Origin of the sequence: Proteus vulgaris (assembly GCF_011045815.1) — a bacterium.
Classification (GTDB): Bacteria; Pseudomonadota; Gammaproteobacteria; order Enterobacterales; family Enterobacteriaceae; genus Proteus; species Proteus vulgaris_B.
In genome coordinates this window covers 1,635,077-1,658,498 of sequence record NZ_CP047344.1, presented here as the reverse complement: position 1 = coordinate 1,658,498, position 23,422 = coordinate 1,635,077, and the positions used below count along the sequence as shown (strand labels likewise).

Sequence of the window (23,422 nt, the reverse complement as noted above, 5' to 3'; positions counted from 1 at the left end):
GATAATCGCATCCCGCAATCATTTAAAACACCTATCTAATTATTAATAGGTATTATAAATATAATGGCAAAAATTTAATTTACAACTGTATTTAATAAAGATATGAGGTTAAATGCTAGAACTATTAGAGGATATGTAAAATCTAGATATAACTTGGCTATTTTAATTAAAAATCAGATTATCTTTAAGTTATAAAGAATTTTATTCTGTTTTTTTCTTAAAATAGCCAGCTATATTAAATATTAGCGATTATGGTAATGTTTCTTCAGGTCGTAAAGTCAGTACCTCGTACCCATTCGAAGTAACCAAAATTGTATGTTCTGACTGTGCCGATAATTTTTTATCTCTCGTTACCACAGTCCAACCATCTTTTTTAGTTTTTATTTTAGCCCCCCCCTGATTAATCATTGGTTCAATCGTAAAAGTCATACCTTCTTTCAATTCAATACCTTGCCCCTTAATACCATAATGTAAGACTTGTGGTGCTTCATGCATTTCTCTACCAATACCATGTCCACAATATTCTCTTACAACACTATATCCATGACTTTGTGCAAAGCTTTGAATTGCATGACCAATATCACCTAATGTTGCTCCCGGTTTAACTTCCTTAATACCTTCCCACATTGCTTGATATGTTGTTTTAGCTAATTTGCGTGCAATAGGAGATGCCTCTGGCATAATATACATTTTACTAGAGTCGGCAATAAATCCATTCTTTTCTAATGTGATATCAACATTAATAATATCTTTGCTTTTTAGTCGTTCGTCTGATTTTGGTACGCCATGACAAACAACTTCATTAATTGATGTATTTAATACATACTCGTAACCATACTGGCCTTTACTTGCTGGTCTTGAGTGGAGTTCATTAATAATAAAATCTTCCACTTTATCATTGATTTCTAACGTAGAAACACCAGGCATAATAAAGTCATCAAGCATTGTAAAAACTTGCGCTAACAAACGTCCAGATTCACGCATTAATTCAATTTCATCAGACGTTTTGATTGTTATTTTATCCATATTCCTTTCCTCTTATTCTGCTTGTTGCTTGATAGCTTCTTTTTCCAGCATTTCGTTAATAATCATTGGAAATGTTTTCTCTGGATTTAACTCTGCTTGGATACCAATTTTTATCCAAAATTCTGCCTGAGCATTAACAGAACGAGACATTACATTGCTTGCCTTTCTCAAATACTCATGTAATTCATCAGAGATTTTTACAATACCCACGCTAATCCTTATATACAAATCATAATAAAACATATACGTTCTATCATAGAATCAATTACTGGTGCTTTCAATTGCTATTTAGTGCTGACATAGGCATAACGTACTCAAATAAAGAAACAAGAGTAAATAACACTCAAAATAAAAGGTCGTATTTTTACTTTTTTTATATTTCATGAGTTTATTCAGAAGTACTCAGTGATTTTTATATGACAAAGAGAATGATTGTTATATTATCCCCTACATAACGCGAGTTAAAGAAATTCATATGAAGCCATCATCGCAGTTGATGGATTAGATGTTATTAGCGGTACAGTAGTCTTATATGAAAATAGAGGGGTTAGTTAAGATCTGGAAAGCTTTATTTATTGAAGAATTTAGAATATATTAATTATGATTTTTCTTTTTTATGTTAGTATTCTCTGACTTTATTTTTTATTACCACGCTTATCACTATTCTCATTCCTTCTATCCTTTCAAAAAAATATTATTTTATATTCTATTAACAATAAAAAATTTTTAGGAGTTATTATGTCTAAAAAACCATATCGCATTATATTAACAGGTGGCCCAGGTTCAGGAAAAACCACATTAATTAATACGCTTAAAAATAAAGGTTATTCTTGCTCTTTAGAAGCAGGTAGAGCCATTATACAAGATCAAATACTTATTGAAGGTAATGGATTACCATGGATCGATCCTGATGCTTTCACGCAATTAATGCTAAGTTGGGAATTACGTTCATGGCATGAAGCAGCCCACACTAGAACACCCTATTTTTATGATAGAGGCCTTCCCGATATTGCAGGTTATCTATTATTGTGTGGATTACCCATTCCCAAACATCTTAACAATGCAATAATGCTATTTCGCTATTCAAAAAATGTCTTTATTGCTCCACCTTGGACTGAAATCTATACGCAGGATGAAGAAAGAAAACAAACAACAAAAGAAGCAAAGGAGACTTATTTAGCAATGCTAGAAGTTTATAAAAAATATAATTATAGTTTGATTGAGTTACCAAAATTAACAATAGAGAATAGAACTAATTTTATTATTAATAAGATTTAATATTAGCCAGTAAGATATTACTGGCTTAGATAATAATAAATTCTTAGTAAGAAGCCATAATTTTTAGATCTGGTTTCTCCCCTCGCATTATAGCTCGTTGTTGTTCATGAACTGCCTCATTAATGGCTTTTTGTTCCCCTGGCGTTCGTGTATTTTTACCGCAAACTAATGTTGAACACACCGGGCTACCTATTCTATGGCTCCCTGAAGTACCCGTACTAAAAGTCACATTATCAGTTGTACAACCTAATAATAGAAAAGATAACAATAAAGTGATTACTATGCGCATAATTTTCCATATAAAATTAAATTTTAAATTGATATTGCAGTATTAATAGGCATCAAAAGTATAATGTGGCTTTTGTATCCACTTAAATTCAACTGTTTGTTTTTTTTCATTCCAAATAGGTTCGGGAACGGGTATCGTAAAGCTTATTTTTTGAATAGGCTTCATTGTTGAATATTCATTATTTCTATATTGATTGTTTACTGATGGTTTTGACTCATTTAAACCCGCTTTAAAAAGCTGTCCAAATTTACGATTATCTTCTTGTACCTCTAATTCAAAACGCGATTGTTTACCTAACATAAAAACCAAATTATTATTTATCGAGTTATTATCAGATTGATGACTATCTTTACTAGATCTATTAACTGGTTTGTTATTACCAATTAATTTCTGACTCGTGCATCCCACACAAAAAATTAAAGATGATAAAAGCAATAAAAAAAAATGCATAAATTAAATTCAATAAGAAATAGGAATAACAATTATTTCATAAAATACATTTACTAACAAAATAATTTTCTCTTACATTATAAAAAAAAGAGAATATATCTTTATAAATGATAATATTAAATAGCTAAAACTAGAAATCACTTCAAGTAATGATAAAAAAACCAACATAAGTAAAATAAACAGAAAATATTTCAATCTATTCACTCTAAAAATGATTACTATAAACATATAAGACGCAATTATTAACACAAAAAAGGCATTAATAATAATGCCTTACATTCTAATTATAGGGTATTTTTATTTTCTTTTATAATGAGATTTAACTAGAGAATCCCTATATATTTCAGTTTTATAATGAACAAACTCTATCTTATTATTATTTGGGATAAATAATGGAACCCCACAACCTAATAAAATAGGTATTTTTGTTATTATTAATTCATCAATAAATCCTTCATCAATAAATTCTTGGACAGTTTTACCACCATCAATATACACTCGTTTATAATTATTTTGGTTAAGCCGCTGTATTATTTCAGATGCATTTCCTGACATGATCTCAACATTATCTGGTAATGACGTAGGTAATCTTTTAAGGGTGTGGCTTAACACAAAAACAGGTTGTGTATAAGGCCAATCGATATCAAAGCTCATTATAGTTTCGAATGTCGTTCTTCCCATAACAACAGCATCAATTTCATTCAGAAAATCTGCAAAACCAAAATCTGAATTTTCAGGGTTTTCAATATCAGTAAGCCAATCAATATTACCTTGTTTATCAGTAATATAACCATCTAAACTTGTGGCGATATAAACGACAATATTCATTTTTCGAATAGGAACATCAAGTTAACATTTATTGAATAAGATTTAAAATGGAATATAAAAAGTGAAGTGATTAAATTTAAGGTATGTTTAATTATTTTAATTTGAAAACTTGTTAAAAATTAGCTATTAAAAATTATAAAAAAGCCTTACAAATTCTTAGATTTATAAGGCTGATGAAATCAATATCGTTTATTGACCTGCTGACATTTTCTTCATTTGTTCTAAAGAATCTAATGCTTGTTTACAAGTACTTTCTTGAACATCTTTAGGTAATGCTGCAAATTGTTCTTTCGCCTGAGCATACTGTGCTTTCATTGCTTCAGCTTGAGCTTTAGTTGCATCATTTTTCGCCATTAACTCAACATAAGAGTCTGTTTCTTTAAAATAGTCTTCACATGCTTTAGATAAATCAGCAGAAACAGCAACTGAAGAGATTGATAATAAACCCAATGCTAAAATAAGCTTTTTCATAAATATCCTTTAAGTATTATTAACAGTTAGAAAGTAATTTCTATTATTCTTCTTAAGCCAGCATTATCTCAAAAGATAATAAAATAGGGATAAGTATTATCTTAATTAAAAAATAAAGTTTCATCTAATAATGATTAGAATAAAAAATAAAATCAAAATATGATAATTGAAAACTAGCTTATAATTTTTAGCCTTAACTATACATATTAAATTATTCTTTTTAAATTAAAGGGTTGTTCTTATAAATTAATAATTTAATTTTTTAATCATAAGGTTCGTATAACGATAATGCTCGATAAAATAATACCTACAAATCATTGATAAGATAGACTAGTACACTTGCAATAATTTTCATGATGACTTCCTCCTGAAAACAATATTAAAAAGCTAGAAATAGTATGTAAAAGATAAATAAATAGACTTAAATTCCTTACCCTAGCTTGTAGCTAAAAACTCATTGATGATATTTGAATAATGAATAATACACTTTCATACCGTATTATTACGGATCAGTGAATAGTGAATAGTGAATAGTGAATAGTGAATAGTGAATAGTGAATAGTGAATAGTGAATAGTGAATAGTGAATAGTGAATAGTGAACATTTTGAAGAAGTCGAACACATTTTAGTTCAAAAATCTCATCTTCTTATTATGTCTAAAACTCATGAGTAATTATGAGAAATATCATTATTAATTATAAATACATATAAAACAAAAAATAAATCAAACTCAAATTAATTATTTTAATCTTAACTTAAAAATCAACTATCACAATAATTATACACAACAAGTTATTTAATTTATTATTAACTTATTATCAATTAAATTAACATCTTGATTTTTTTTTATTTTTTTATAGGTTTTATTTATTTTTCCGTGATCTATATAAAAGGATCATGCTTCATTTTTATATATAGTTGCCCGTACTTAATAGGTTCTATTAGTCAGGGGGTTACCCCGCCAACGGAGGCATTTAATGTCTATAAAATGGGTTTTAATCATATCTGGAATTGCTATTGGTGCTATCGCTTTACTTCTTGGTATTAGCGGAAATCCCCCTAATATGGGTGTTTGTGTTGCTTGTTTTATTCGTGACAGTGCAGGCAGTATGGGATTACATAATACTGAAACAGTACAATATCTTCGCCCCGAAATATTTGGTTTCATTCTCGGTTCATTTGTAGCGGCTTTACTATTCAAAGAATTTCAATCAAAAGCTGGATCAGCGCCAATTATTCGTTTTACATTGGGCTTTTTAATGATGGTCGGTTGCTTAGTTTTCTTAGGTTGTCCATTAAGAATGGTACTTCGTATTGGTGCGGGAGATTTGAACGCAGTAATAGGATTAGTTGGATTAATAATTGGAATTGGTATCGGAAGCTTATTCGTAAAAAAAGGATTTTCCCTACCAAGAAATTATCGACAATCTCCTGTAGAAGGTTTTATTTTACCTGCGATATGCGTATTTTTATTTGCTTTATTCTTATGGAATAGTGATATTTTTAATTCCAGTGTAAAAGGTCCTGGTGCAAGTCACGCTCCAATATGGATGTCTATTATTGCAGGACTTATTATTGGTTTTATTATTCAACGAACTCGATTTTGTTTCATTGGAATGGCAAAGCATGTATTTTTATCACGTAATTATAATATGGCGCTAGGAGTGGTCGCATTAACGCTCGTTGTTCTCTTAGGTAATCTCTACTTAGGAAAGTTTAATCTTGGATTTGAAAATCAACCAATTGCTCATAGTGATGGACTATGGAATTTTCTCTCTATGGTGCTTGTAGGGCTTTGTGGTGTATTTATCACGGGTTGTCCATTGCGCCAACTCGCCAATGCTGGACAAGGCAATTCCGATGCTGCAATTAGTGTATTAGGTATGTTACTTGGTGCTGCTTTTGCTCATAATTTCTCTTACGCCTCTAGCCCCACTGGTGTTACAGATAATGGCAAACTCATTGTCATTATTGGCCTATTAGTTACATTTATTGTTGGTGTTATTTATACTTATGCCGCAAATAAAATAAGCCACAATGAGACTAATAAAAATGACGCATAATTATTTATTCCTCTTTCATGAACAATATGCGGTCAAGAAACTTCACCATCAGCTACAAAAAGATAATTTTCTCTCGAGAATAATTGATGCACCAAGAAAATTATCTTCTGAGTGTGAATTAGCCGTATCGGTTTATTTTTCTAATAATGAAACTTATAAGCATTATATTAATGATAACATTAGAGTTATTTATAAAATAAATTCAGAACGCTTTGATGTGCTTTGGCAAGATAAAATTTGAAGTGAAATATTATTTCAATAATACTTTTTAGAGCCTCAATAATGAAAGGCTACATGAGTAGCCTTTCATTGTTCAAATAAAACCTAGTGATTATACTTATTAGTATTATTCAAATATAAAAAAACCACCCAGATTTACAAAGGATGGTTTCAATATTTTAACTATTTATAAAATAATTATTTACTATTCTTCTTCTGGTGGATTTTTGAGGATCTGATGAATTTCCTCTTTTAGTCTTAATTTTTGTTTTTTTAACTCTACAACTTCTTCACCATACCCTCTTCTATCCTTATGTTCCAATCTTACTATTTTATGGTCAAGTTCGTTATGTTGATCAAAAAGAGCGCGAAAATGAGGGTCTGTTTGGCGAAGCTTTGAAATTAAATCACGATATTCTGGAAACATAAATAGCTACCTTCCTTATTAATTGTGAATTAAGTACTCTTTTAAGTCTTACTCAAACTGATTAACCTGTCATTGTCTTTATGTTAAAAATAAGACTAACATCAATTAATATTTATAATTTAAAAATTACTAAGTAATTTTATATTAAATATTTTAATTATGATTATTATACGTAATACATTGAGTTATCTAGTTTTATAAAGCCACTTGTTCTTGAACAAATAAAAAGGATCAATACTTTGTTAACTTTTCCTATTCTGACCAAACATCTTCATAGCCATCTCTATCAATAATAAAGTTATATCCTTCAGGAAGATAAAGATATTTCATTACCTCCGGTAACACTATATTTAAATGTTCTGTGTGCAATGCTTGGTAAAAATTATCTCTTTCACAATATTCCCCACAATAAAAAAACCAACTTATCGTACTATCTTTAGATCTTTTTATGCGTGTGCCATAGATAGGTGTTAAATTTAAGGTATCTAAAGCAATAGCTACCATCTCTTCCGGATTTTCAGGTAAGACACCATATTTTTTGCATACCCTTTTTTGTTGTTCAATAACATGTAATATCTTATTTTTATTTATCATCATATTCCAAAGCTAAAAATGAGCTCAGTTAAAGTACTTTCTCCGTACAGGATTATAACGAATTCGCCACAATGCACCAAACGCCATAAAAATGAACATTAGTCTATTCAAACAACTAGATACAAAAAATAAATGAATTCAAATAAAAAAGAATAAAAAAACACCAATTCACCTTAAAACTAGACAAAAAACAGTATCAATGCATTTTTTGTTGCGAAAAAAGCACTTATTGTTAACTCATAAAATATAAATTCTCTATATTTGTAGAGATCTCTAATAGTTATTTATACCCATCTATTTGAGTCACTAAGCCCAATGCCGCCACATTGGGCTTTTTTATGAAGGATCAGTTGATATTATTTCTCATTACAATAGATTCAAACCTCTTCAGGTTTGTTCAAAATGTTAAACTGTAAAATCAATCGGTTTAATCAGTTTCCAGTAAAGTATTACATAATGCTCTGATTTCTTTTATATTTATATAATTTTTAAGATAAAAGAATTAGATCAAATGATAAAATATCACATCCAAAATAGTAAAATAATTATTGCCAACCTAATTCCTTTTTTGCCGGCATCAATAACTATTTATTAGATAAAAGCTCCTGCTCTTGTAATTTAGAAAGCGCTAGTTCTTTCATCCAATCTGCAAGTAATGGTGCTGTTTTTATTGAATCCAATAATGCACGCTCTTTTTTTGTTAAACGAATAACAATAACCTCTGTTTTCATTGTAGACATAATAATTCCCCAATTTATAAAAGAGAAAATATTGGCACAAAACAGTAACAGAAAGGTCTGACTTACACGGTTTTACAAAATCATCATTTAAAGATGGGAAGTTAAAACTCTCAAGATTATTTTTATAAATTAATATCCCGCAAGATGCCAAAGATATTTAACCTACTGTGTTTTAATCAAAAACATTATTAATAATTGAAGTGACTATTGCTGTACTTAATGCGATCAATACCAAATCATTTCCAACAATGCGCCATTCGTAACCAGGATAGTAAGGTAATTGGCTAAGCATTTTTTCAGGAACCATTTTCTTCGCGATACCTGGAGGCAATGGCTTTCCTCTTACTAAATTTTTAGCAATACCAGGGGGTAGCGATGAATATCCAGTAAATCCACCATTCAATGCAATTGCTCTAGCCTCATTATAAGATAAAGAAATTGAGAAAGAGGTTTCATTATCAAAGTGATTATTTTGTAATTTATTATGCCATTTGTTTGGCTTCTCTCCTTGATGCCCTTTATTTTGACCTCTTCCATGCCCATTATCTGGATCAGCATAAGAAGAAACAGATATCATCGACAAACCTATAATCACCAGCAATAAGTTACTTATTCTAGAAAAAATACCCATGTCTATGGCCTCAGCAATTAATTTTTCACAGAATATCCTTCGAGTTACACAACTACCATTAGTAATACTCCTAGAAAAATAACTGACAGGTGTCATTGTGCTAACTTAGTTACAAATACATAACTAAGTCTTTTTTATTTCAAATACTCCTACCTCACATAATCCTGTAATCATGCTCTGACTCTGCAATTCGTTCTCGGAGTAACCAATAATTTCTGATAGCGGTATCAGTAGGTCGGGCTGTTGTTACAGAAGCCACGCAGGTGGAGGAAGTGGTTATGATTTTGTGATACTCGGCTTTGATATACACCCGCTCAGGACAACACTCATAAATATCATGTAAGCAGGTAATTTCATTCTTAGCATTAACTAACTCCTACCTATATTGAATATCCAATTGGCTTATACGAAAAAAGGTCACCGAAGTGACCTCTATAAGAACGCTAAATAATTTTCAATAACATGTGTCAATTAGCCAGCTTTGCAACCACTCAATACTGGTTTATCTTTTCCTTCAACTAAATCGGCATTATCACCTTTAGTATAAAGCTTATAGGTGTAATTTTTATTCATTGCCTCATAGTTTGCTCCAGAAGCCATTTTCATAATCTTCATTGGTATCATTTCATCCATTTGATTAATGATTGCATAGCTATCTTTTGCCGTATTTATATAAATAACTTCCATTATTTGATTGTTTTCACATGCATAAGATACTTTCGTTATCTCATCGCCATCATCCGCCATAACAAAACTCGCAGATAAAAGGCTAACAGTAAATACAATACTTTTTAATAATAGCTTCATATAATCTCCTAATACTATTTGATACACACTTCTAATACATCACTAACCAATTTTTTATGATTAATCGAACCCTATATTGGCTTCCATGAGATTTATCCAATTGTAAAAAGCCATCATTAGTTTATTGAGCAATAAGGAGATTGTTTTAAGCTTTCCTTAATTTATTTTTAGTTCATTCATTTGTGTAAATAAAGCTCTTGGCAAATGCTCTTCAAGTGGCGCATTAGAAACAATCACAAGACCATACATAGATATCCATGTATTCGTTTGTTGTAAGTGCCCTTGAATAAACTGTTTTGCTTTCTCTCACAAATAAACACAACTCTCTTGTGTCCAGCCATAGACCACCTACATCATTAATCTTTTGTGTAGCGATTCGATATTGCTTTTTACCTGCAGGAGATGTCGTATAAATTAATTGTGTTAATTGTTAAATTTCGCCATCAACCGTATGGATATTCGCCGTTAAAATGACTAAGGTATTTTTTCACTGTCTGTTTCTGTGTGTGAGTTCAAATCAGACGGTAGTCTCTAATATGTTCTATCTACGAACTAGTCAACTCTAGCCTTATAATTTAAATACTCTCACAAAAACAATTAAGGCTACACACCATGCGTAGCCTTAATCTTATTCACATTATCTAACTCAATTAGCTTTTATCTTTATTTTCTATCGCTATTGTTTGCCGTTTTTCTTCTTCAGGTAATTCATACTCAATAGCAATGGTCAGAAGTCCACTTGATAAATCGGCTTTTTCTATTTTAACATTTTTACCGAGGTCAAACTGCAATGTAAATTGCCCTTGAGATATGCCTCGGTGGATCCATTTATCATTGTCTTCTTCTGATTTTTCTTCTTTTTTCCCTTCAATCAATAAACGGCTTCCTTTTAATGAAACCGATAAGTCATTTTCTTGATATCCAGGCACACTTACTGTCAATTCATAATGGTTATCATCAATCTGTTTCAGGTTATAAGTCTGTACAGGTGATGCTATTGGCTTACTGCCTGTTAACTGACTAAACAGGCGATCTATCTGATCAAAACGGTTTGAAAGCAAGTTGTCAGATAATGTTGGGAATAATGAAAAAGGTTTAATGTTAGGCATATAACTCCTCCTTCAGTATTTAGTGAATTATGGGCGGTATCTTATTTGCCCAAAATATAAATATGAACGAGCAAGTATTTTTCAAGCCCTAAAATCTAAATTTTTTATCTTTAACCAACATGAGATTGTAGATAGCAAAAAACCCCGCCGAAGCGAGGTTTTGTATATTCAACTATTTAATGCTTAACTCATTTGAGCTGTCATCACACTTTTGCAAAAGATACATTTTGCGCCGTGTGGATTGTTCACTGTGACATCAAATTGTGATGTCCTATATTGTGAACCGCGACAACAAGGGCATTTAAAATAGAGGCGAATAGTAATAGCGCCTTTAGAGAGCCACCACGTTGCCTGCTGCTGGGCCTTTCATACCATTTTCCATGGTGAATGAAACTTGTTGGCCTTCAGCTAATGTTTTAAAGCTATCACTTTGAATTGCAGAGAAATGTACGAAGACATCTTTGCTGCCATCAGCTGGAGTAATAAAACCAAAACCTTTACCTTCATCGAACCATTTTACTGTACCAGTCATTGTATTAGACATAGAATTTCCTTTAATTTATTTAATTTGCCATAAGGCATAGGCGGTTTGTTTTGTATTTTTATTTATGGGAATTAATTAGAAGGAATTAACAATGAAGAGGTATCGAGGATAACGCTAAACGGGAACAACTTTAAACTTACTAACATAAATAGGTCTGTACTTCCAAACCAGTGACGCTATTAATAGAGAATTTTTTTGCATATTAAAAACAGAATGTTTTTATACAAAGCAAGTTAGAAGAAGAACTTCATGAATATATCAAATATTACAATACTGTGCAGATCAAAATAAAATTAAAAGGACTGAGTCCAGTTCAATACCGAACTCAGTCTTTACTTAACTAATTTAAATTGCCCAATAAAATGGGGTTAGTTCAGTTGTTCAACATCCAAGTTTTTATACTAATAATAAATTGCAACTGTTTACCAATACCTGATATTTCATTACTATCCCAATCGTACAAAAATATCGATTTACAGAATATCTTTAATACTTTCAGCAAGTGTAGTTGTTGGTCGTCCTATTAGCTTTCGCATAGTATGGCTATCATCGAACAACCCTCCCTGGGAAGCCCCAACATCAGAATCAGCAATCATAATTGATAACTCATCAGGCAAACCTGCGCTTTTCAGTGCAGCTACAAAGTCTTTCTGACTTAGATTTTGATATACAACATTCTTCCCACTCTGTTTAGTCAGTTCTTTTGCTAGCTGATCTAATGTCCAAGCGTCATCACCAGCGAGTTCGTAAACTTTCCCTATATGTCCATCTTCAATCATCACACGAGCAGCCGCAGCGGCATAGTCTGCTCTAGTAGCTGATGCAATTTTTCCATCACCTGCGGCTCCAATAAAAATACCATGCTCAAGTGCAGCTGGTACGCTAGCTAGATAATTTTCTGTATACCAACCATTGCGCAGTAGAGTGTAATGGATACCTGAATCAGCTAGCATTTTTTCAGTTTCTACATGCTCAACATGCAAATTTAGTGGAGAACAGTCTGCATGTAACAAACTCGTATAAGCAATAAACTTCACGTTAGCTAATTTTGCAGCGCTAATTACATTTCGGTGTTGTGTAACTCGCATACCTATTTCACTTGAAGAAATCAGGAGCAATTTATCGACACCTTGTAAAGCACTTATTAATGATGCTTCATCATTGTAATCTGCCTGACGCACAGAAATCCCTTTCTGACTCAAAGGTGCGCCTTTTACCAAGTTTCGGACAATCGCCACTATCTGGTTGGCAGGAACTATCTGTAAAAGATTTTCAATAACATGTTGGCCCAAAAGACCTGTAGCACCGGTAACCGCAATCATGAGGTAACTCCTTAATGTATCACTTGTGTTTCGTTAAGATAACACCTAAACTTACTTTAAGTAAGTACGAACAAAAAGGTAAGTGTAAAATGGCGAATTTAACAATTTCTCAGCAATTACGCGATGGTAATGTCTTTGCCAAGCAGTGCCCATCTCGTAAGATCCTTAAGCATGTAACAAGCCTTTGGGGGATTTTAATTTTAATTGCTCTACGTGATGGGACGCATCGTTTCAGTGAGTTAAGACGTAAAATTGGAGGGGTGAGCGAGAAAATGTTATCTCAATCCTTACAATTACTGGAACAGGATGGTTTTATTAATCGAGTATCATACCCTGTATTGCCACCTCATGTAGAGTACACGTTAACTGAGCTAGGTGAACAAGTAAGCGAAAAAGTCACCATTCTGGCGGATTGGATAGAAATAAATCTACCTAATATACTGATAAATGATGAAGATAAAGTAGAGTGATGTTTTACTTTCTAGTGTTTCTTGGTACTTGTTGATGTATTTAAAGAAGCACAACATGTCGGTGAAGTTCCTCCTGGTTACAATCCTGCCCTTACCACTAAGCAGCCAATAATTTCAAATAGCGGTGTCAGTCGGTCTGGTGGGGGTTACATCATCCATGCTGGGGAGGAATTTGTGGTGGTACAGAAGGAGCACTCTGCTCTGATATTTACTAGTTCTTCTAAACGACTGGCGAGCTCCTTATTAGCATCGTTTAATCTATTGAGTTTTTTTGATTGCTCATTTGCCACCATATAATCACCCGCAATGATAACTATCGCTATAGTCGCGATATAAAACTTCAAATTCATTATTGATTAATACCTATGATAAGAAATAGCGCGTTGACAACATTTAGCTAAACTCGCTTTATCATTAGAACAAGAAAGATCAATAAAAATATAAATCTTAGAGATAATATATAATGAAAAGATTCGATATAGATAAAATAATTAAAAACTTATCGGACAAGGATGTAAAAAAATAAATCAAACTTATAACAGGTAAACCAACAAAGAAGATAGTTTCAATAAATGGTTTATTGATATACTGAAATTTCGAATAATAGAGGGGGTTTTATGAGACTTATTCTGGCGTTATTACTACCTTGGTTACAATTTTTCACGATTGGTCGCCCATTTGCTGGCATCTTCTGCCTTATCCTACAAATCACCTTAATCGGATGGATCCCTGCGGCTATCTGGTCGGTTTATGCCCTTTCTCAATACAATACGGATAAAAAAATTGAGAAAATGTCTCGCGGTGGTTAACGATTAAGCCCCACTGATGTGGGGCTATCGATTAGCTAATACACTCTTAGTGACATTATCCCACACCTCTTCTTCCGTGATTTTCTTCTTCCACATCGGCATAAAATCCATCAATTCAGGTGGAGACGTTTTCGGATCACGATTTATCATCGCAAGAAGATGCGCCACTTGTGCCATCCGATAATCCTCTCGCCATAAGCCAAAGGGTTGTTTGCGATAAAAGGCCTCATATTCACACAAGTGGCTTTCAGGCATTTGCTCGATTTCTGCGAGCGTTTTTCCCAGTGCCAGCGACAATATCAATTGGAATTGTCGCCGTTCTCCAAGTTTTTTTCGCTGTTCCCCGCTTCAGCCGTAAACACCGCATTAGAGAACCCTTGTCCTAAACGATTAAGACCTTTTAAATCTGCTTCATTTTCAGCATCAAAAAGCAGTTCTCCTTTTTCATCACACAACTTAAAAGCCAGCATTCTGGCGACATCGTATTCATCATAGACACGATTTATTGCCTCATTAAATTGTTCGGGATCGTCTTCGTCTAAATAAATCTCCTGCGCTTCGGCGAGCTTAATTTTAATTTGACGAAGTTTGCGCTGAATGTAATTCATGGTGCCAACATCCAGCTCTTTGACGTAAAAGGTGTTGTCTAACATCACTTTCAGTGCTTGGTTTAACACTAATTCACGCAATAACGCGTTAGACATAATCACTCCTAAGATTTTTTATCGAGAAGGGAGAAGAGAAATAATGAGAACGGTGAATTAAGGGTTATTTCTTCGCATTCAAATAATCACAGCCAGACAATTTAATCGAGATCCCCGAATCCATCATTTGCCCCACACTGCCATCAATGTTCATGCCTGTTTCGACGGAGCCATAATAAAACATGGAGCCTTCATCTCGCGTTAAGACCATTTTCACCGCAAATTTTTCTTTGCTGTTTTCATATTTACGCAAGAGTCGCTGCACCTCACTGGAGCTATAACCTAAGAAAAAGGTCAATTTAATTGAGCCGTATCCCGTATCGCCGGATTCATATTCTTTGCCATCACTGCAAATAGTGGTGACATCAATTTGTTCGGTTACCTTGAATAATGTCTTTACCTGTATGCCCATAACAAACCGTTAGAACCACGATAAGGTTCCTTCAAAATGGGCGATGACAACTAACGCGATGGCTGTTGCTCCCGCAGTTGTTAGCACAGCTCTTGTGTGAACGGTATAAGTGGGTGTTGATTCTGTGGTCGGCGTAGATGAAAAGGCTACAAAGTAACCTTATTTAATTTAGGGTTGAATATATTAATGAGAATAATTATCATTACACACGCATCAAGTTGACAGATTTGATACGAATTAGTACGACATGACTTACATTGCTTCTTGCGTTTATTTTATATGCCGATATGACTCCTAGCGTATCGGCATTTTTTTATTTTGTGTTGGGTAATCTCTTATACTTACAATTTACATGTATCCATTCAATGCCAAAAGCGAATATAGGTAAGGTCAAAAATGGAGTGGCTAGACTCCTCTATCTTATTCGAGGCGCAATTCACTAAAACACAACTTTTATTACTATTGATATAAGTTAGAATTAAACTACTTTCAATTTTTGATGGTTGTTTATATGTTTAACCTTAATCCTGCTATGCTCGGATTCCTCGGTGGTGCTGTTGCTATCGGATTTCCACTTTTATTTAATTTGCTCAAAGAAATAGCTTTTGATCGGAAAAAGATGACAGTAGAACGCAATTATATTGGTGTTCAGCTTGTATTTATTTTGGATAAATTTGTTAGTGAATGTGCAGAAGTTTCATGGGATAGAGGGTTTGATGAAACCTATCAGGAACCTGACTCCCCTGAATGTTTAAGCCCTCGAGTCGAACCTCCTATCTTCGATATGAGCACAGTAAGGGGTGAGTACAAATACCTTGAACCAGCACTCATTTACAAATTGCAATCCATCGATATTGAATTATTAAAAATCAAACAAGAACTTCAAGAAATGACATCTGATCCAAATTTTGGTCCAGAATTTATGGATCGCTATATTTTGTTAAGACGTGAACGTTATGCAGATCTAGGATTGCACGTTGATCAATTATCAGAAGATATCCGTGGTAAATTGAAAATAGATTCTGATCATGGATGGAAACCTAAAGATAGCTTGCTTAAAAGCAAGAAACATATTCTACGTATCAAATCAAAATCAGCTTTCAACAAAAAGTTAAAAAAAGCTGAACGGATGATGCACTCGAAACAACAGCCATTTTAATTATTTCCACGTTTTATCTAATTTTTTAGGATACTCTACCTAATGAAGAAAAAGATTTTAAGCTGGCTTGAATTTATTACTATTGGCTTAGCAATAACCTTTATATTTCCTGTACATGCTACAACTACTGAAACAATATTCAGGGCAGTGTGTACCTCTGAAAGTGGTTTAAATACAAAATATTATCAGCAAGGTATTGAAGTATGGGGGGGGGACTTCTTTTATGATGGTTCATCAATGGAAGAATGGCTGAATGCTCAAGACAATAAATCAAGTGGTTGGGGAGATTATACTTGCTACACCCAGAAAGTTCCTAACCCTTATCCCAAATCTGTAATAGATGCTTTAAAAGCGTCAAAAAATAACTTTAAAAATTAAAATGAATATTGTAACGATATTTCATTACATCGAAATATTTTAAAAAGTAGTCTTATCCTTTAAAAAGAGCTGGTTAACTAATCTTATTACTTAACAAACGAAAAGATTAACTTCTGTGCATAGGAAAAAAAATGATCGATGATCCATTACCAATGAATTGGCAAGATCTCCAGACTGGTGTCCAACGTATATTACGAAATATTGGTCTATATGCAGAAGTCGAGGTTAACGTAGAAACTACTCGTGGTTCGGTAAACATAGATGTTTTTGCAACAGATGTCAGAAGCGTGGATAAAATCAGATACATAGTGGAATGTAAAAACTGGAGTAGCCCTATCCCACAGACTGTAGTCCATTCATTCACTACGATAATGCATGAAACTGGGGCTAACATTGGCTTTATTATTTCAAAGCATGGGCTTCAACATGGAGCAAAGCAATACACGAAAAACACAAATATCACTGGCATGACATATCTAGAGTTTCAACAAAGATATTTTGAAGCATGGTGGAAAAGGTACTTTTGCCCACTCATAGACGATACCGCAGACAAAGTACTTTTATACATCGAAGACTTCAACTATCAGCGAGATCGAGCTTATTGCAATCTTACACCTCAAAATAAAGACAAATTTCATAAATTAAGGCGACAGGAAAATACCTCGATAATGATTTTATCGATGTTCAACCACATGTCGATATCAAGAAGACTAAACACAGGTACTTTGTTGAATGTTCCAAAGAATTTAGATGACTTTAAAGCTACGGTGCTCTCTCAAATAACACCTCATATCCAATGGCATTGCGACACATTTCGTGGATTATTGATTAAAATTTTAGAGTACTTAGCAGATATTAAATCAGAGTTTGAAGCTATATTTGGAGGCGATATTTTTGAACAAACCGATAATATCAGCCGAGTAACTATCGAAGGCCCCCCTTTGGAAGACAGTATTTATCAGTAAATTTTAACAAGATCTCACCTTGTCATGTATCGAACTTTCACCTCTAACTTAAACCATACAACTTAGTCTAGTTGTGTTCTATCTATGAACTTGTTAGCTCTAGCCTTATAATTTAAAATTCCTTACAACAATTAAGGCTACACATTATGTGTAGCCTTAATCTTATTCACGTTATCTAAACCAATTATTTTTTATCTTTATTTTCTATCGCTATTGTTTGCCGTTTTTCTTCTTCAGGCAACTCATACTCAATAGCAATAGTCAGAAGTCCACTTGATAAATCGGCTTTTTCTATTTTAACATTTTTACCGAGGTCAAATTGCAACGTAAATTGTCCTTGAGATATGCCTCGGTGGATCCATTTATCATTGTCTTCTTCTGATTTTTCTTCTTTTTTCCCTTCAATCAATAAACGACTTCCTTTTAATGAAACCGATAAGTCATCTTCTTGATATCCAGGCACACTCACTGTCAGTTCATAATGCTTATCATCAATCTGTTTCAGGTTATAAGTCTGTACAGGTGATGCAATGGGCTTACTCCCTGTTAACTGACTAAACAGACGATCTATCTGATCAAAACGATTTGAAAGTAAGTTGTCAGATAATGTTGGGAATAATGAAAAAGGTTTAATGTTAGGCATATAACTCCTCCTTCAGTATTTAGTGAATTATGGGCGGTATCTTATTTACCCAAAATATAAATATGAACGAGCAAGTATTTTTCAAGCCCTAAAATCTAAATTTTTTATCTTTAACCAACATGAGATTGTAGATAGCAAAAAACCCCGCCGAAGCGAGGTTTTATATATTCAACTATTTAATGCTTAACTCATTTGAGCTGTCATCACACTTTTGCAAAAGATACATTTTGCGCCGTGTGGATTGTTCACTGTGACATCAAATTGTGATGTTCTATATTGTGAACCGCTACAACTTGGGCATTTAAAATAGAGGCGAATAGTAATAGCGCCTTTAGAGAGCCACCACGTTGCCTGCTGCTGGGCCTTTCATACCATTTTCCATGGTGAATGAAACTTGTTGGCCTTCCGCTAAGGTTTTGAAGCTATCACTTTGGATTGCAGAGAAATGTACGAAGACATCTTTGCTGCCATCAGCTGGAGTAATAAAACCAAAACCTTTACCTTCATCGAACCATTTTACTGTACCAGTCATTGTATTAGACATAGAATTTCCTTTAATTTATTTAATTTGCCATAAGGCATATGCGGTTTGTTTTGTATTTTTACTTATGGGTATTAATTAGAAGGAATTCACAATGAAGAGGTATCGAGGATAACGCTAAACGGGAACAACTTTAAACTTACTAACATAAATAGGTCTGTACTTCCAAACCAGTGACGCTATTAAGCCATAGAAAAATGCAGATAGCAAACTTTATTTTTTAGCGGTAAATCAGCTTAAGTATGCCCCTAAAAAACACAACCCCGCTATACTCACGAGGTTTTTAATAGATAACTCATGTAACATCAAAACCATCATCAACACAATATATTGTGTTTTGTAATTACGCAAGACTGTAAATGTGGCATTTCCTAATTATTTTATCCATATCTAATTTTACGTTATCAACCGATAGACACCCCTCAATAAATCCTTCCGCTGTCTGCAATCGTTTAGCCACTTCATTATGAGAAATGCCGAGTTTTGAAGCCATTGAGCGTAAAGGATAATTCTTCACATAGTACATAATAACCAACTGAAACAAGTAACTATTATTTACCTTTAAATGTAATACCGCTTTATTGATTTTTAAGCCATCATCATCTGAACATTGCTCTCGGCTTCGTCTTGAGCTTGGAATTAATCCTTTAAAACCTGCGGCGATTGATGAGTAATCGATACTGTTTCCCTCATTAGCTGACCACGCACCCCAACGCGATAAAACTTCCTGTATATCTCTCATACTTAGACTCCCCGTGCCGTATACACGTTAAACCAATGCCCCCATTCCTAATGAACGGTTTAAAAAAGAAAATAACAATTCGATTTGGTTACCATAATTAGCTTCCCACAATTTCGGATCACGATGCAACTCATCATGATGTTGCCGACATAATGGAATAGTGAATAAGTCATGAGCTTTCTAAAGAAGCTCAACATGCTGGCTATGTTCCGCCTGGTTACAATCCTGCGAAAGCAACTAAACAACCACGGAACAGAGTGAAAAGAGAACGCATGACATTGGACGAATGGCGCACTATTTACCAGCAAGCTAAAAAACCACCCTCCTTACTTGCAATGTGGCATGTTGCTGGCCTTAACCACAGGTCAGCGGATCGGTGATATCTGTAAAATGAAATTCTCTGATATTTGGGATGACATGTTACACATACAGCAAGAGAAAACAGGCAGTAAGTTAGCCATCCCTCTCTCGCTTAAATGTGAGGCTATCAATCTCTCCTTAAGGGATGTTGTTGCTCAATGTCGTGACGCGGTTGTGAGTAAATATCTCGTGCATTATCGGCATACCACCGCACAAGCAAAACGAGGCGAGCAAGTCACACCAAATACATTAACCACAACATTTAAAAAGGCGCGAGATAAATGTGGGTTAACTTGGGAAAAAGGTACGGCACCAACTTTCCATGAACAGCGATCTTTATCTGAGCGACTTTATCGAGAACAAGGAATTAATACACAAAAATTATTAGGGCATAAAACACAAAATATGACTGATAAATACCACGATGATAGAGGCAAAGAATGGCAAATTATTGCTGTTTAATTGAACAGTTTTGGGGAAGAGTTTAGGGGATATTTTGGGGAAGAATTTTATAGTACAAAAAATAAACGGGAACTAATAAGCTCCCGTTAACTATTTATCAAATCAACAATTACATGTGTTTGATAATCGCGTCACCAAACTCGCTACATTTCAGCAATTTAGCGCCTTCTAACTGACGTTCGAAATCATAAGTTACAGTCTTAGCGGCAATCGCGCCTTCCATACCTTTAATGATTAAGTCAGCAGCTTCTGTCCAACCCATGTGGCGTAGCATTATACCCATAATAATTTCGTAACTTATTAAATAAATTATAATTATTGGTGGTGATAATCTTTTTTTATGTGATCTTGGTTTGTATGTAAATGGTTGATTTTTAGTTTGGGTTGGAGTGGTTTTGGGGAGGTCATTTTAGTGATTGACAACTTATCAAACTTACTATTTATATCAAATGATAGAAAATAATGCTTTAGCTATAATAATTAAAGCTAGTAATAAATTATAGATTAGCGCACATGTTAAATAATAATTTAATGTAAGTATGTAGGTTTGGTTGGCGATCATATTTGTTGATTTAATTAGAATTTATAAGGGAGCGTGTGTACCGTCGGAAGGGATATTTACATTATACTAATGAGGGTTTAACTTGAGTTTAATAATCTAAAATGGCACTTATATGTTGCAGTGCCGATTTTATTATATTTGTTGAATGGATAATTTTTATGGTTTCAGACGCCAAGGATCTTTTGTAACTCTTTTTTGTCTTTGTAAACATCTAAAATAAAACGTACCCATTCTTGACAATATAGATAACCATCGAAACCCTCAATGTAACCACAGTATTTCCCTTTAAATTTTTTGTCAACTTCAATAGGCCTGGCATTATAATATTTCCAGAATTTGGTATGAGTTGTAATATTGAAGCTTTTTTCTTTCTTTTGAACCAATGAAACAACTTTGGTTGGTTTTAATTTGAATTGGTTTTCGACATTTTTTATGAAAGCGATGCCTGACTCATATTTTTCTACTTCATCCTCACTCAGATTATTGACATTTATGAATTCAATTGCCAAGTCTGATTGTTTAGCATTTTTTCCGACTAATGGTACCAGTAGTGCCCTTAATCTATACTGCTGACTTTGAACTATATCATCGGAGAGCTCATTTTTATAATCATCCATGAAGTTTTTAACTACATTGAAATTTTCAGTTTGAAATTGCTTGATTGCATCAATTTGCGCTTGTTGAGTTGCCCTAGTCAATTGCATTGCCAGCGCTAAATTGATCATTAGTGCATTACTTTCTCCAAATTCTTTAATAATGATATTCTCAAAATTATTTATGGCTGCCTGACATTCACCAAATGTTAATAAGTCGATAGCTGGGAGACCTCGGTGTTCAATTATGTTTCTTAAGCCAATGAGGAATAGCAGATTCGCTTTTTCAGCAGACTCAACCCCAAGCCAATATTCTTGGCAACATGTTTTTAGCTCCCAAGCTTTTTCTTGTCCATCTACCAATTTGGGCTTTCCATCAGCATCGAGATAACTATACGGTGTACCATTCTTGGCGAAAATAGCATGAAAAAGTGAAGTGTACGCAATTATAATGTTCACTATGAATCCGAATGTTTTGAATTCAGTAAAGGGATTGTTATATATCGAGACTGCAAGTAATGCGAATTCTCTTGCTTTTTTTAAATTGATGCTCCGCTCAGATTGAGGAATGGAATCCATATATTTTTGAGTGTTTATGTATCTGAAATCTTCCTTGCTAATATATTTTATACCAAGGGTGGTGTATTGCTGACCATCTCTAGAAATGAATTTATTCCATGTTTTGGTTGGGTAGGTTCTGCAAGTCTGGACTTTCCATCCAGTAGCAACTGCTAATTCCTCTATCGTAAACGATTCTTGGTTTTTCTCTCGGGAAACTAAAAAATCGTATGCTAAGTCAACTTTATCAAACTTACTCATTCTAGATATCCTCAATTTGACGGTCTTATTGTCGTAGCAGAAATTTTACCATAGGTACTGAAATGTTATTTATGTGATTTTCATTGATTTAAATCCACAGTACAGCCACATAACTTAAAACTCAATTAGGTACATGACTAAATTTGATGTTTAATCCTGCAAAATAGAACTACAAGAAAATGAAAAACACTACACAAAGCGAGAAGGCGTGGCTACAGGCACGCTCATCCAATTAGCAAGCTTGATTATAAGTTTGTTAAGTAATAGATTTAGATCCTAACTTCTATACTTTTAAGGTTAGTTTATGACTTGTAGTAGGGGAAAAGCTTCTCCAAACACAAACACAATTAGACGGCTCTTTGCTAGTTCAGGCGGTTTTTGCCAAAATCCACAATGCTTGCAACCTTTGTTTGTTGATGCTGGTGAAAAAAACATAACAATTGGAGAACTTGCTCATATTTTCAGCGCCATTGATAATGGCCCAAGAACCAATACGGCTCTAACTAATGAGCAGCGAGGTCATTTTGATAACATCATTCTTCTATGTGCTAATTGCCATACGATGATTGACAAGGCAGAAAAACATTTTACTGATGAAATGATTCGCTCTTGGAAAAAAGACCATATCGATAAGATTAATGCAACTTTTGGTGTTAAAATATTCGAGAACAGAGAATCTGTTAGACAGGAATTAGAAAAATACTTCAGAGAAAATAATACAATTTTTGTAACATATGGGCCAACCCGAGAGAATAATGTTGATCCCGAAAACCCAAATGCAGAAGTATGGTTAAGAAAAATACAATCTCATATCTTACCTAACAATAGAAAAATACAGCGACTAGTTGAAAAAAACCATCATCTCATGAGTGAGGATGAAAAAAATATTTTTTCTAAGCTTTGTGTTCATATAGATGATTTTGAATCAAAGCATTTGGGCTTAACTGATGCTAATGGTAGTAGGTTTCCAGAGGGCGCTTCAGAACTATTTATAGGATGAATTCA

Annotated in this window: 33 protein-coding genes and 7 pseudogenes; 12 read left to right on the top strand and 28 right to left on the bottom strand. The window is 33.6% G+C overall.

Translation table 11 applies throughout. From position 1 onward, the window contains the following. Positions 1–249: 249 nt before the first annotated feature. On the bottom strand, positions 250–1,026 hold the full coding sequence (gene map / locus GTH24_RS07750; protein WP_115349605.1) for a type I methionyl aminopeptidase: 777 nt from the start codon (positions 1,024–1,026) through the stop codon (positions 250–252). A gap of 12 nt (positions 1,027–1,038) precedes the next feature. After that, the gene (locus tag GTH24_RS07745; protein ID WP_072070424.1) at positions 1,039–1,236 is read right to left on the bottom strand and encodes a ParD-like family protein; all 198 of its coding nucleotides are present in this window, start codon (positions 1,234–1,236) and stop codon (positions 1,039–1,041) included. Positions 1,237–1,764: 528 nt separating this feature from the next. Between GTH24_RS07745 and GTH24_RS07740 the strand changes: the two genes are divergently transcribed. Continuing rightward, positions 1,765–2,304, top strand: a complete 540-nt coding sequence (locus tag GTH24_RS07740) for an AAA family ATPase (RefSeq protein ID WP_164526192.1) — start codon at positions 1,765–1,767, stop codon at positions 2,302–2,304. Between the two features lie 43 nt (positions 2,305–2,347). On the opposite strand, the gene GTH24_RS07735 is transcribed toward GTH24_RS07740, so the two are convergent. The 4 genes from GTH24_RS07735 to GTH24_RS07720 all read right to left on the bottom strand — a co-directional run bounded on the left by GTH24_RS07735 (position 2,348) and on the right by GTH24_RS07720 (position 4,342). After that, positions 2,348–2,593: a hypothetical protein gene (locus GTH24_RS07735; protein WP_072070426.1), complete on the bottom strand. Its 246-nt coding sequence runs from the start codon at positions 2,591–2,593 to the stop codon at positions 2,348–2,350. 42 nt (positions 2,594–2,635) lie between these two features. Then, positions 2,636–3,043, bottom strand: a complete 408-nt coding sequence (locus tag GTH24_RS07730; protein WP_164526191.1) for a hypothetical protein — start codon at positions 3,041–3,043, stop codon at positions 2,636–2,638. 297 nt (positions 3,044–3,340) lie between these two features. Beyond that, positions 3,341–3,871, bottom strand: a complete 531-nt coding sequence (locus GTH24_RS07725) for a dihydrofolate reductase family protein (protein ID WP_164526190.1) — start codon at positions 3,869–3,871, stop codon at positions 3,341–3,343. Positions 3,872–4,060: 189 nt separating this feature from the next. After that, positions 4,061–4,342: a DUF5339 domain-containing protein gene (locus GTH24_RS07720; protein ID WP_072070429.1), complete on the bottom strand. Its 282-nt coding sequence runs from the start codon at positions 4,340–4,342 to the stop codon at positions 4,061–4,063. Between the two features lie 977 nt (positions 4,343–5,319). On the opposite strand from GTH24_RS07720, the gene yedE reads away from it, so the two are divergent. Continuing rightward, a complete protein-coding gene (gene yedE, locus GTH24_RS07715; RefSeq protein ID WP_072070430.1) occupies positions 5,320–6,405 on the top strand; it encodes a YedE family putative selenium transporter in 1,086 nt (361 codons plus the stop codon). Then, on the top strand, positions 6,395–6,646 hold the full coding sequence (locus GTH24_RS07710) for a putative Se/S carrier-like protein (protein ID WP_082151832.1): 252 nt from the start codon (positions 6,395–6,397) through the stop codon (positions 6,644–6,646). Before yedE ends, GTH24_RS07710 begins: the two co-directional genes overlap by 11 nt. 183 nt (positions 6,647–6,829) lie before the next feature. Here GTH24_RS07710 and GTH24_RS07705 read toward each other — a convergent pair whose 3' ends face one another. From GTH24_RS07705 to cspE (GTH24_RS07665), 9 genes and pseudogenes are all read right to left on the bottom strand, one after another. Further along, the gene (locus GTH24_RS07705) at positions 6,830–7,051 is read right to left on the bottom strand and encodes a YdcH family protein (RefSeq protein WP_072070432.1); all 222 of its coding nucleotides are present in this window, start codon (positions 7,049–7,051) and stop codon (positions 6,830–6,832) included. Positions 7,052–7,303: 252 nt separating this feature from the next. Further along, positions 7,304–7,645 carry an immunity protein Imm33 domain-containing protein gene (locus GTH24_RS07700; RefSeq protein WP_072070433.1) on the bottom strand — a complete coding sequence of 114 codons (342 nt, stop codon included), beginning with the start codon at positions 7,643–7,645 and terminating at the stop codon, positions 7,304–7,306. A gap of 584 nt (positions 7,646–8,229) precedes the next feature. Next, entirely contained in the window at positions 8,230–8,385 is a 156-nt protein-coding gene (locus GTH24_RS07695) for a hypothetical protein (RefSeq protein ID WP_164526189.1), read from the bottom strand. 172 nt (positions 8,386–8,557) lie between these two features. Next, on the bottom strand, positions 8,558–9,016 hold the full coding sequence (locus GTH24_RS07690) for an anti-virulence regulator CigR family protein (RefSeq protein ID WP_072070434.1): 459 nt from the start codon (positions 9,014–9,016) through the stop codon (positions 8,558–8,560). Positions 9,017–9,170: 154 nt separating this feature from the next. Then, a pseudogene (locus GTH24_RS22445) lies at positions 9,171–9,425 on the bottom strand (lysis system i-spanin subunit Rz); the annotation flags it as partial. Positions 9,426–9,487: 62 nt separating this feature from the next. After that, positions 9,488–9,823, bottom strand: a complete 336-nt coding sequence (locus tag GTH24_RS07680) for a c-type lysozyme inhibitor (RefSeq protein WP_072070435.1) — start codon at positions 9,821–9,823, stop codon at positions 9,488–9,490. Positions 9,824–10,473: 650 nt separating this feature from the next. Further along, the gene (locus GTH24_RS07670) at positions 10,474–10,932 is read right to left on the bottom strand and encodes an Hsp20 family protein (protein WP_072070436.1); all 459 of its coding nucleotides are present in this window, start codon (positions 10,930–10,932) and stop codon (positions 10,474–10,476) included. A gap of 183 nt (positions 10,933–11,115) precedes the next feature. Then, the gene (locus GTH24_RS22145) at positions 11,116–11,256 is read right to left on the bottom strand and encodes a hypothetical protein (RefSeq protein ID WP_419894679.1); all 141 of its coding nucleotides are present in this window, start codon (positions 11,254–11,256) and stop codon (positions 11,116–11,118) included. A 7-nt stretch (positions 11,257–11,263) separates the two neighbouring features. Further along, positions 11,264–11,476 (bottom strand): transcription antiterminator/RNA stability regulator CspE, encoded by a 213-nt coding sequence (gene cspE / locus GTH24_RS07665; RefSeq protein ID WP_004244726.1) that lies wholly within the window; start codon positions 11,474–11,476, stop codon positions 11,264–11,266. 190 nt (positions 11,477–11,666) lie between these two features. Here cspE (GTH24_RS07665) and GTH24_RS07660 point away from each other — a divergent pair. Further along, a pseudogene (locus tag GTH24_RS07660) lies at positions 11,667–11,820 on the top strand (IS3 family transposase); the annotation flags it as partial. 129 nt (positions 11,821–11,949) lie between these two features. Here the strand turns inward: GTH24_RS07660 and GTH24_RS07655 are convergent. Next, a complete protein-coding gene (locus tag GTH24_RS07655; RefSeq protein WP_072071128.1) occupies positions 11,950–12,798 on the bottom strand; it encodes an SDR family oxidoreductase in 849 nt (282 codons plus the stop codon). A gap of 89 nt (positions 12,799–12,887) precedes the next feature. Between GTH24_RS07655 and GTH24_RS07650 the strand changes: the two genes are divergently transcribed. Continuing rightward, on the top strand, positions 12,888–13,268 hold the full coding sequence (locus tag GTH24_RS07650; protein ID WP_231619310.1) for a winged helix-turn-helix transcriptional regulator: 381 nt from the start codon (positions 12,888–12,890) through the stop codon (positions 13,266–13,268). A 24-nt stretch (positions 13,269–13,292) separates the two neighbouring features. Further along, positions 13,293–13,376: pseudogene (locus GTH24_RS07645) on the top strand (hypothetical protein); the annotation flags it as partial. A gap of 38 nt (positions 13,377–13,414) precedes the next feature. Here the strand turns inward: GTH24_RS07645 and GTH24_RS07640 are convergent. Continuing rightward, positions 13,415–13,618, bottom strand: coding sequence for a hypothetical protein (locus GTH24_RS07640; protein WP_164525798.1), 204 nt, complete (start codon positions 13,616–13,618; stop codon positions 13,415–13,417). 267 nt (positions 13,619–13,885) lie between these two features. Here GTH24_RS07640 and GTH24_RS07635 point away from each other — a divergent pair, with 267 nt between their 5' ends. Then, on the top strand, positions 13,886–14,077 hold the full coding sequence (locus GTH24_RS07635; protein ID WP_004242485.1) for a YqaE/Pmp3 family membrane protein: 192 nt from the start codon (positions 13,886–13,888) through the stop codon (positions 14,075–14,077). 24 nt (positions 14,078–14,101) lie between these two features. On the opposite strand, the gene GTH24_RS07630 is transcribed toward GTH24_RS07635, so the two are convergent. From GTH24_RS07630 to GTH24_RS22365, 4 genes and pseudogenes are all read right to left on the bottom strand, one after another. Next, positions 14,102–14,380, bottom strand: coding sequence for a phage tail assembly protein T (locus GTH24_RS07630; RefSeq protein ID WP_072071122.1), 279 nt, complete (start codon positions 14,378–14,380; stop codon positions 14,102–14,104). Then, complete coding sequence (locus tag GTH24_RS07625; RefSeq protein ID WP_072071123.1) at positions 14,377–14,781, bottom strand: hypothetical protein; 405 nt, start codon at positions 14,779–14,781, stop codon at positions 14,377–14,379. Before GTH24_RS07625 ends, GTH24_RS07630 begins: the two co-directional genes overlap by 4 nt. Positions 14,782–14,845: 64 nt before the next feature. Further along, a complete protein-coding gene (locus GTH24_RS07620) occupies positions 14,846–15,193 on the bottom strand; it encodes a hypothetical protein (protein WP_241254050.1) in 348 nt (115 codons plus the stop codon). Then, positions 15,156–15,280 (bottom strand): annotated as a pseudogene (locus tag GTH24_RS22365) (lysozyme); the annotation flags it as partial. The gene GTH24_RS07620 and the pseudogene GTH24_RS22365, both read right to left, overlap by 38 nt. A gap of 424 nt (positions 15,281–15,704) precedes the next feature. On the opposite strand from GTH24_RS22365, the gene GTH24_RS07610 reads away from it, so the two are divergent. The 3 genes from GTH24_RS07610 to GTH24_RS07600 all read left to right on the top strand — a co-directional run bounded on the left by GTH24_RS07610 (position 15,705) and on the right by GTH24_RS07600 (position 17,695). Beyond that, positions 15,705–16,352, top strand: coding sequence for a hypothetical protein (locus GTH24_RS07610; protein ID WP_164526188.1), 648 nt, complete (start codon positions 15,705–15,707; stop codon positions 16,350–16,352). A 42-nt stretch (positions 16,353–16,394) separates the two neighbouring features. Beyond that, complete coding sequence (locus GTH24_RS07605) at positions 16,395–16,730, top strand: hypothetical protein (protein ID WP_072071125.1); 336 nt, start codon at positions 16,395–16,397, stop codon at positions 16,728–16,730. A gap of 131 nt (positions 16,731–16,861) precedes the next feature. Continuing rightward, positions 16,862–17,695: a restriction endonuclease gene (locus GTH24_RS07600; RefSeq protein WP_072071126.1), complete on the top strand. Its 834-nt coding sequence runs from the start codon at positions 16,862–16,864 to the stop codon at positions 17,693–17,695. A gap of 184 nt (positions 17,696–17,879) precedes the next feature. On the opposite strand, the gene GTH24_RS07595 is transcribed toward GTH24_RS07600, so the two are convergent. The 5 genes and pseudogenes from GTH24_RS07595 to GTH24_RS07580 all read right to left on the bottom strand — a co-directional run. After that, positions 17,880–18,338, bottom strand: coding sequence for an Hsp20 family protein (locus tag GTH24_RS07595; RefSeq protein WP_072071127.1), 459 nt, complete (start codon positions 18,336–18,338; stop codon positions 17,880–17,882). Positions 18,339–18,521: 183 nt separating this feature from the next. Beyond that, complete coding sequence (locus tag GTH24_RS22140) at positions 18,522–18,662, bottom strand: hypothetical protein (RefSeq protein WP_421667188.1); 141 nt, start codon at positions 18,660–18,662, stop codon at positions 18,522–18,524. A 7-nt stretch (positions 18,663–18,669) separates the two neighbouring features. Beyond that, the gene (cspE, locus tag GTH24_RS07590; RefSeq protein WP_004244726.1) at positions 18,670–18,882 is read right to left on the bottom strand and encodes a transcription antiterminator/RNA stability regulator CspE; all 213 of its coding nucleotides are present in this window, start codon (positions 18,880–18,882) and stop codon (positions 18,670–18,672) included. A gap of 340 nt (positions 18,883–19,222) precedes the next feature. After that, a complete protein-coding gene (locus GTH24_RS07585) occupies positions 19,223–19,621 on the bottom strand; it encodes an antiterminator Q family protein (protein ID WP_164526187.1) in 399 nt (132 codons plus the stop codon). Between the two features lie 27 nt (positions 19,622–19,648). Beyond that, positions 19,649–19,801, bottom strand: a pseudogene (locus GTH24_RS07580) (DUF968 domain-containing protein); the annotation flags it as partial. Between GTH24_RS07580 and GTH24_RS07575 the strand changes: the two are divergent. Continuing rightward, positions 19,795–20,443, top strand: a pseudogene (locus tag GTH24_RS07575) (tyrosine-type recombinase/integrase); the annotation flags it as partial. The pseudogenes GTH24_RS07580 and GTH24_RS07575 sit on opposite strands and share 7 nt — an antisense overlap. Positions 20,444–20,552: 109 nt before the next feature. On the opposite strand, the pseudogene GTH24_RS07570 reads toward GTH24_RS07575, so the two are convergent. Both GTH24_RS07570 and GTH24_RS07565 read right to left on the bottom strand, forming a co-directional pair. Further along, positions 20,553–20,720, bottom strand: a pseudogene (locus GTH24_RS07570) (isocitrate/isopropylmalate family dehydrogenase); the annotation flags it as partial. A 449-nt stretch (positions 20,721–21,169) separates the two neighbouring features. After that, complete coding sequence (locus GTH24_RS07565) at positions 21,170–22,417, bottom strand: DUF3644 domain-containing protein (RefSeq protein WP_164526186.1); 1,248 nt, start codon at positions 22,415–22,417, stop codon at positions 21,170–21,172. A 304-nt stretch (positions 22,418–22,721) separates the two neighbouring features. Between GTH24_RS07565 and GTH24_RS07560 the strand changes: the two genes are divergently transcribed. After that, complete coding sequence (locus tag GTH24_RS07560; protein ID WP_164526185.1) at positions 22,722–23,417, top strand: hypothetical protein; 696 nt, start codon at positions 22,722–22,724, stop codon at positions 23,415–23,417. The last annotated feature ends 5 nt before the right edge of the window (positions 23,418–23,422 follow it).